Genomic DNA, 8,336 nt, shown 5'->3' on the forward strand with positions numbered 1-8,336 from the left:
AAAAGTTAGGGTACCCAAATTACGTGCGAGTTTTGGTTGATGAGGCACCCAAGGCGAACTCCTGTGTTCGGTCGTCGTCCCACAACACTGTCCACGACCCCCGGGACGCTTCGAACACCACCCCCACACCCCACAATGCGAAGAGCCGGTTTAGAGTGGTCGATCTTGAAGCCTGGCTGGGCCCTGCCGCCGCCCACCAGCACCGCGGCCGGGCCCTCGGTGTTCTCCACACCGGCGGTGCGGCGCCACCACCGCCCACCGGCACCGCGGCAGTTCCCTCCGGTGTCCTCCACACCAGTGGAGCCGGGTGTGCTGATGATTGGCTCGGCGTGTCTTCTCGAAGCCCGGCCAGGCCCTGCCGCCGCGTGGCCAGTTTTGTTGGGCCGGGCCGCTGTGTGTGCCGGTGGGCAGCGGCCCGCCCGCTCGCCGTCCGCGCCGCGAGCTGCGCTCGGCGCGTCGTCTCGAAGCCCGGCCAGGCCCTGCCGCCGCCCACCGGCACCGCGGCCAGGCCCCGCAGGCCTCGCGGCGCCCCCGATCGGTCGGGCTTGTCGTTTGTGTGCTGACAGGCTCCGCCGTCGCCCACCTGCGCCGCGGTCAGGTCCTCCAGTCCCTCCGGCGCCCTCCACACCGGCAGGGCCTGGTGTGCTGGTGTGTTGTTCGTCGTTCCGTAATCTCGCATGCAATTCGCCGCCCGCATTGTGCTGGTTTGTGTCAGTTTGTGATGTTACGCCACTTGTGTTTGTGAATTGCATGCGACTTTTGCTTAGTGCTGGTCCCGCCGTCGCCCACCGGCACCGCGGCTGGGCCGTCCTAACCTTCCCTGTCCTCCAGGCCGACCAAACCGGCTGCGTACGCGGATAGGTTATTGCGATATGGATAGGTTATGAACATGTGGATAGCTTATTAACCTATCCGCGTGGCGATAACCTATCCGCATCGGCACAACCTATCCGCGTGTGGAGAGTGCATCTGTTCGGGTGCTCGCTATTGGGGTCTGGGGGGTGCGCAAGTTGTTGACAGTTTGTTTATGCGGCTGTTGTCCAGGCTGATTGGTGTAGTTCGTATTCGATGGGGGTTTTGCGCTACACGAAGCCTGCTGGCGGCATGTCGTCGGCGTGTCGGACGCTCGTGTAGTGCAATTCCCCCCGATTGGTGGCGATGAGGTCGCGGTCTTGAGCGTTGTTGCGGCCAAAGTGTAGACCCATTGGGTGAAAGGCACCCAAAAACGAAGGTTTTGGCTGAATGGGTCTGCACTTTGGCGGATTCATTGTCTGGCACGGCGTGTTGGTCGCACGCGAACCCGCTTCGCGAAGTGTCAACAAGACCAGCCTAAGCGCATCTAGAAACGCTGATCGGCTACGCAACGGTCTCCTCCGATCGGTCGGGGCTTGCTGTCTGTGCGTTTCCTGCCCTGGCCCTATGAGGATTTCGCGGCGCGTGCGCCGAGCGTGAGGAGGTGCGCGATCGTTGCCGACAGGATGAGAGTGCCGACACACACGTACATGAAGGGGCCGGGTGCCTCTCCGATGAGGAGTCCCTCAAGTAGCCAGGTGAGCAGGAAGAGACCGAAGAAGCCCCACATGCATCTCGCTGCGCTCGCCATCAGCCGGTGTAGTGACAGCGTGTGGCGCACTGTGACAAGACCGAAGAAGAAAGCGAACGGGAGTGGGATGAGCACACCGAGGACTGAAAAAATAGCGCGATACGCGAGCTGCGGATACGTGTCGTACACGTCGGCGACCAATAGGTAGGCCAGTCCTGATACGCCGAGAACGACGAGGGTGCTCAGGGCAGCGCCAACCCTCACGAGGAGGGATCCTTTTGCTTTTTGTTCCATATCTCAGTGTAAAACTTGATGGCGTAGCGTGGACCGTTTCGGTCGTTATTTTGCGGAGGCTAGGTTCTCGTGGTGGCTGCAACGGGGGACGCCAGGACACGAGGCATGATGGTTTCCCACCAACGTCGCACGTAATTCCCCCGTGGCTACTTAAAAGTATGAAATAGCATCGTTGGAATTGCAACGTTTTCTAGCTATCTCGAAAAATGACCGGATTAAATTACGTGCGACTTTTTGGGGGGAGGGTGAGGGGTGGGGTGTGAGAGCGGGGTGGAACGCCGATAGCGGGGTGGGTCACCGACGGCGGGAAAGCTGGGCATAGCAGCGGGGCGGGACCCCGTAGGATCCCGCCCCATATGACGAGCGGCCCGTATCACGAGCGGTCTGTATCGCGAGCCCGCATCACGAGCGGCCCGTGTCGCGAGCCCGCCTCGCGAGCCCGCCTCACACGCGGTCGTGTTTCGCACGCCCGCGGCACAGGCTGCGCCCGCGTTGTGCGCGAGCCTCGCTCACCCCTGCGGAGGCTTCGGGACGGAGGCGTCGCGCACACCCTCCGCAACCGCGTCGGAGATAGTCGGGGAGACGACCTTGGCGCCCACGAGTGCCGTGAACATCTGCTGCAGGTCCAGGCCCAGCGAATCGCCGAGGCCCGCGTTGATCTGGCTGATCGACTTCGTGATGTCGCCGACCATCTGAGCGTTGTTGCCCTCGCCGTACATGGTGATCGTGTCGACCTTGGACAGGGGCTCGGCGACGGCGCGCGCCACCTCGGGCAGGGCACGGAAGTACATCTCGAGGACGGCCGCCTGGTTCATCTTCGTCATGGCCTCGGCCTTCTTCTCGAGACCCTCGGCCTCGGCCGTCAGCTTCGCGCCAATCGCGGAGGCCTCCGCGCGGCCTCGAGCCTCGATACCCTGGGCTTCGGCGAGCATGGCCTGCTTGTCGGCGTCGGCCTTCTTGGTGCGCTCGAAGGCCTCGGCCTCGGCCTGACGCTGACGCGCGTACAGGGCTGCGTCGGCCTTCTTCTCGGCGGCGTAGCGCTCGGCGTCGGCCTTCGCGTTCACCTCGGCCTGCAGGGCCTGCTTGGTGACGACGACTTCCTTCTCCTTGATGACCGCCTGCTGCTCCTGCTTGACAATGTCGGCCTGCGCGGTCTCGCGCTCAATGTCGCGGCGCTGGATCTGCGACTGGATCTCGTAGGCGGCGTCCGCCTTCGCCTTCTCGGTGTCGGCCTCGACCTTCAGAGCCGCCTGGCGCTTCGCGAGGTCCGTCTGCTTCTGAGCGATTTCCAGCTGCGAGGCGACCTGTGCGTCGTTGGCTTCCTTCTGGGCGATGGCGGTCGCCTGCGCGACCTCCTTCTGCGCGTTCGCCTTGGCGATGGCGGCGGTCTTGCGGATCTGCTCGGTGTTGTCGATACCGAGGTTGTCGATGACGCCGTTCTGATCGGTGACGTTCTGGATGTTGAACGCGACGATCAGGAGACCCATCTCCTCCAGGTCCTGCTTCGCGTTCTCCTGGACGCGCTCGGAGAAGGCGGCGCGGTCGGTGATGATGTCGGTGAGCTTCATCTGGCCGATGATGGCGCGCAGGTGCCCCTCAAGGGTGTCGCGTACTTCCTCGGAGATCTCGGAGGTCGTCTTGTAGAGGAAGTTGCGCGTCGCTGCCTTGAACAGCGTGTCATCATCGGTCGCGATGCGGACCTTGACGGCCGCGTCGACGCGCACGTTGATGTAGTCGTTGGTGGGAACGAAGTCCGTGGTCTGAGCGTCGACGGAGATCATCGAGGCGGTCATGGTGTCCACGCGCTCGAGGAGGGGAATCTTCCACCCCGTCTTGCCGTGGAGGACGCGCTGGCCGCGCGGGCCGGAAATGACCTTGACTTCGCCCGGGGAAGCGGACACGAAGCTTGCCCACAGGAAGAGGAGGATAAGGACGAGGGCGGCGATGGCGATCACCGCGATAAGAAAGAAGGGCATGATCGTTGCTTTCACGTGAGGGATGCGACGCGCTCGTGGGTGGCGTCGCGTAACTGGTCAGAATACCAGCGCCGGGCCTGTGACTCAATGCATTGTCTCACTATGGGGTGACGAGGCCGTGGCGGGGTTGCGCGCGCACGCTGACCTCGTTGAAAGCGGGCGGCAGGGCTGCTTATGATGGGGGAGCGCGGGGTCGTTGTCTCGCGGGCGGAACGTCCGATGGCGGACTGTGAGAGAGGCGTAGGAGCCATGAAGAAAACAGTGATCACGATCGTTTGTGTCGTTGTCGGGGCACTGGTCGCTACTGCCGCGATCGTCTTCGGCTTGGTTCCCCTGATTGACCCGAATGAGTGCGAGGGTGGGGATACGGCCTGTGAGAATATGGATGATCCCGTGTCGCCGACTCCCTCGCCGAGCAGCAACCCCGTGTCGCCTTCTCCCTCGCCGAGCAGCAACCCCGTGTCGCCGACTCCCTCGCCGAGCCGCAACTCCGCACCTGTTGGCAAGCCTGTGTTGTATGTGTATCCCGAGCGTGAGCAGTCGTTGACGGTGTCTCTTGACGTGGAGGGTGAGTTGGGCACGGTGTACCCGGCCCCGGACGTCCTGGAAACGACGGATCGGGGTACCCAGGCCTCGTGGAGTGTGACAGCCTCGCCGGACGGAACGCTGACGGATCAGGGTGGGCGGACGTATCCGTCGTTGTTCTGGGATGGGGAGATGACGCTGGAGGCCCCCGAGCAGGGTTTCATTGTTGCGCGTGAGGATGCGGTGGTGTTCTTGGAGGAGAAGCTGGCGCTGCTGGGGCTGACCGATAAGGAGGCGGCCGACTTCATCACCTACTGGGCGCCGCGCATCCGCGCCAACGAGTACACCTTCGTGTCTTTTGATGCGTCCTCGTATACGGCCCGCGCCCGCTACAGTTTCACGGACGAGGCCGGGGCGCTGGTTGAGCCCGACACCTTCATCCGGGTGTTCATGACGATCCGTGCGGCGGATGCGAACGAGGTGGTCACGCCTCAGGTCTTCGGTCCCACACCGACCCGCAGCGGCTTCACTGCCGTCGAATGGGGCGGCACGGAACAATAGGACGGACAGGTGGGCTACCCGCGAGACACGTCCTTGAAAGGCGGGCTGCCCACCCCGTACCATAGGAGTAACCGCGCAGGTGACACCCCACGCGCCAACGCCCAACGATGGGCGACCCGAGAGAGACAGAGACGTCATGAAGAAAATCCTGATCATCGCAAGCTGCCTAGTCGTCGCATCCCTTTCCTTCCTCGCGGCGTGTGACACGCACGAAAAGAAGGGCAACCATGAGGTTCTGGATGAGAAGCCTGTCGTGTACGTCTACCCGGAGGAGGAACAGGGCCTGACGATGACCATCGACGTCAAGGGCACACTCGACATGGTGTACCCCGCCCCGGAGCGTCAGGTGCAGACGGAGGAGGGGACCCGGGCCTCGTGGACCATCAGTGCCGCGCCCGATGGCACGTTGACTGACGCGAGTGGGCGCAGCTACCCGTATGTGTTCTGGGAAGGGCCGGTGAGGCAGGATACGCCGGAGCGGGGCTTCATTGTTGCGCGTGAGGATGCGGTGCCTTTCCTGGAGGAGAAGCTGGGACAGCTGGGCCTCAGCGACAAGGAGGCGGCCGACTTCATCACCTACTGGGCGCCGCGCATCCGCGCGAACGACTACACGTTCGTCTCCTTCGACGCCTCCTCCTACGCTCAGCAGGTGACCTATTCGTTTGCGGACGAGGCCGGGGCGCCGGTTGAGCCCGACACCTTCATTCGGGTGTTCATGACGATCCGTGCGGCGGATGCGAACGAGGAGGTCACGCCTCAGGTCTTCGGGCCCACCCCGACCCGCAGCGGCTTCACGGTCGTCGAATGGGGAGGAGCCGTCCAGTAGCTGGAGTGCGCCGTGCGCTGGCCGACCGGGAGGGGCGTCCTTGAAAGGCGGGCGGACAACCCCGTACCATAGACACATGCGCGCGGTCGGATACAATCGCGCCAACGCCCAACGATGGGCGACCCGAGAGAGACAGAGAGGTCATGAAAAAAGCCCTCATCATCCTCAGCTGCGTTGTCGTTGCTGGTCTTGCGTTCGCCACCGCTTTCCTCCTGGCGTACGACAGGGAGCAAGGAGTGTCGGAGAAGCCGGTCCTGTACGTCTACTCGCCCCAGGAACAGCTTGTGACGGTGAGCGTTGACGTTGACGGCGCGATCGACACCGCCTACCCGGCCCCGGACGCCCTGGAGACGACGGATTGGGGAACCCGGGCCTCGTGGACGGTGACGGCCTCGCCGGACGGAACGCTGACGGATCAGGGTGGCCGTACCTACCCCTCCCTGTTCTGGGACGGGCCTGTGGGCCAGGAATCCCCCGACGCGGGCTTCGTCGTCGCCCGCGAGGACGCCGTGCCTTTCCTGGAGGAGAAGCTGGCGCTGCTGGGGCTGACCGACAAGGAGGCGGCCGACTTCATCACCTACTGGGCGCCGCGCATCCACGCCAACGAGTACACGTTCGTGTCTTTTGATGCGTCCTCGTACACGGCCCACGCCCGCTACAGCTTCACGGACGAGGCCGGGGCGCCGGTGAAGCCGGACACCTTCATTCGGGTGTTCATGACGATCCGCCAGGCGGAGGTGACCACGCAGGTGCGGGAGCAGGCCTTCGGCCCGACGCCCCAGCGCACGGGCCTGGTGGCCGTCGAGTGGGGCGGAACGGAAGAACAATAGTCTCATCTCTGACCGCGCGGGCGAGCAAAAGTGCGTGCCACGCGCCACAATGGAACAAAGTGTGGTGAGATGGTGTCACCACGGATAGGAAGGTAGTGACATGGCCCAGGACTGGACCCGCATTGAAGGCATGATCATCGGCCACGAGCTGGATCCCAGCGTCGTCGCGGGCGAGCTGAAGGAACGTTCGATCCTCGCCCAGCTCGAATGGTTCCCCTCCTCGCCGCAGCTGCTCGGCCTGAACGTCGCGATCGCGGATGATCGCGTCGCTACCGTGCCCGCTGGCTCGACCGAGGTGGTCCCCGGCCCCGCCCCCGCGGACTTGGCCGACGAGCTCGCGGTCCTCTTCGATGCTGAGGTACGCATTGGCAACGCCAGCGCCGACCACCTGCCGGAGGGGGACTCCCCGCTCGGTAAGGTGTGGCCCTCGGAGGAGGAAGCCGACGAGGCCATGGAGGGCACACCCACACGCATCGTCGAGATCGGACGCACCCCCGCGTCGTCGGTGCCGCTGCTGGCGGCCCTTGAGGGCGTCGACCTGGGCGACCTGGAGCTGGCTGACGATCACCGCGCGCTCCTCGCGGAGCTGCCCGCCGAGAAGGAGGGCTGGAACTTCGGTGACCTGCCCCTGGTGACCCTGTCCGTCACGGACGGAGAGTTCCAGGTGTTCCTGGTGACCGACGACCACCTTGAGCACATCGTGTCCCACAACTGGGGCATTGACGCCGCCATCGTCCCCGGCGGCCACGACAAGGCCCTGGACCTGCCCGGCGAGGTCATCGACCTGGTCGGCGATCGCCTGGACCTGCTGGCCATCGCCAAGGCCGTGCCCGGCGCTGACGCGGACGCTCTGTGGGCGTCCGTGGCCACGACCGGCGAAGAATCCGTGTGGAAGGTCGTGCGTGCGCTCGGCCTGCCCGGCTCCGTCGCCGGCTTCCTCCTGGGCACCACCGCCGCCGAGGACGTCGAGGGCGTCACCGTGCACCTGGCGCGCGGCATCTCCAACGCGATCGGCCGCAGCGTGGACATCATGATGGGCCAGCCCCAGTCGGTCGTCAAGCCCCTGTGGAACTCCTACGAATCCGTGGCCGTCGAGCGCCCGTGGATCATTCACGCCGCCGTCGCCGCCGAGGCCGTCATCGGTACCTCCATGCTGGTGGCCGCCGTGCGCGCACCCGCTCCTCGTTCCGGCTGGCTGCGTTTCGCGGGCATCGTCGGTGGCCTCATGCTCGTCGACTCGATCGCGGAGCTCTCGCTGGCCAAGCACGTCTCCAAGCGCTTCGCGCGCCGTGCGGGCGAGGCGTAAGGACGCCCGGTTCATCTGGACAGTAAACGGGCTCTTCGCATGTGAGGGTGTAGGTGTTGTTGGCGGGGTTGGGCGTGTCGTGGCCGGATAGGGGTCGAGGTCTTCCGATGATGGGGGTTCCGACACCGTCCATCTGAAAGACCTCGACATGCCCAGCGCTACCTTTGATCGCCCTGATCTGAGCGCGTTCACGCGCCTGGATGGCTTGGGGTTGGAGGTGACGGGTCAGTGCATGTGGCCAGACCATGCAGTGTTGGCGTGCCGTATTACTGGTGAGGACCGGTGGTGTCGGCGCTGCGGGTGCCAGGGCGAGGCGCGTGACACGGTGGTCAGGCGCTTGGCGCACGAGCCCTGCGGGTGGCGTCCCACGATCGTGCACGTGAGCGTGCGCCGCTACCGGTGCCCAGAGTGAGCTGTCCCGGGGATCGTGGACAGTGTCGTGGGACGACGACCGAACACAGGAGTTCGCCTCGGG

The 8,336-nt window shown here is 64.7% G+C and carries 6 protein-coding genes and 1 pseudogene; 5 read left to right on the forward strand and 2 right to left on the reverse strand.

The window, feature by feature from the left end; all coding sequences use genetic code 11:
- Positions 1-1,417 precede the first annotated feature (1,417 nt).
- The gene (locus O3669_RS10590; protein WP_371524782.1) at positions 1,418-1,807 is read right to left on the reverse strand and encodes a hypothetical protein; all 390 of its coding nucleotides are present in this window, start codon (positions 1,805-1,807) and stop codon (positions 1,418-1,420) included.
- A 539-nt stretch (positions 1,808-2,346) separates the two neighbouring features.
- A complete protein-coding gene (locus tag O3669_RS10595) occupies positions 2,347-3,813 on the reverse strand; it encodes a flotillin family protein (RefSeq protein ID WP_371524784.1) in 1,467 nt (488 codons plus the stop codon).
- 249 nt (positions 3,814-4,062) lie between these two features.
- On the opposite strand from O3669_RS10595, the gene O3669_RS10600 reads away from it, so the two are divergent.
- The 5 genes and pseudogenes from O3669_RS10600 to O3669_RS10620 form a co-directional block, all read left to right on the forward strand.
- The gene (locus O3669_RS10600; RefSeq protein ID WP_371524786.1) at positions 4,063-4,899 is read left to right on the forward strand and encodes a hypothetical protein; all 837 of its coding nucleotides are present in this window, start codon (positions 4,063-4,065) and stop codon (positions 4,897-4,899) included.
- Positions 4,900-5,035: 136 nt separating this feature from the next.
- A complete protein-coding gene (locus O3669_RS10605; RefSeq protein ID WP_371524788.1) occupies positions 5,036-5,725 on the forward strand; it encodes a hypothetical protein in 690 nt (229 codons plus the stop codon).
- A 143-nt stretch (positions 5,726-5,868) separates the two neighbouring features.
- Positions 5,869-6,555, forward strand: coding sequence for a hypothetical protein (locus O3669_RS10610; protein WP_371524790.1), 687 nt, complete (start codon positions 5,869-5,871; stop codon positions 6,553-6,555).
- 100 nt (positions 6,556-6,655) lie between these two features.
- Complete coding sequence (locus tag O3669_RS10615) at positions 6,656-7,861, forward strand: hypothetical protein (protein ID WP_314770310.1); 1,206 nt, start codon at positions 6,656-6,658, stop codon at positions 7,859-7,861.
- A 148-nt stretch (positions 7,862-8,009) separates the two neighbouring features.
- Positions 8,010-8,264 (forward strand): annotated as a pseudogene (locus O3669_RS10620) (ISL3 family transposase); the annotation flags it as partial.
- Positions 8,265-8,336 lie beyond the last annotated feature (72 nt).

This window comes from Pauljensenia sp. 20925_1_34, from assembly GCF_041432775.1.
Taxonomy (GTDB): Bacteria; Actinomycetota; Actinomycetes; order Actinomycetales; family Actinomycetaceae; genus Pauljensenia.

Bases quoted from the DNA above. Each gene is read 5' to 3' on its own strand.
- O3669_RS10595 (WP_371524784.1), bottom strand. From the start codon at position 3,813: ATGCCCTTCTTTCTTATCGCGGTGATCGCCATCGCCGCCCTCGTCCTT.
- O3669_RS10600 (WP_371524786.1), top strand. From the start codon at position 4,063: ATGAAGAAAACAGTGATCACGATCGTTTGTGTCGTTGTCGGGGCACTG.
- O3669_RS10605 (WP_371524788.1), top strand. From the start codon at position 5,036: ATGAAGAAAATCCTGATCATCGCAAGCTGCCTAGTCGTCGCATCCCTT.
- O3669_RS10610 (WP_371524790.1), top strand. From the start codon at position 5,869: ATGAAAAAAGCCCTCATCATCCTCAGCTGCGTTGTCGTTGCTGGTCTT.
- O3669_RS10615 (WP_314770310.1), top strand. From the start codon at position 6,656: ATGGCCCAGGACTGGACCCGCATTGAAGGCATGATCATCGGCCACGAG.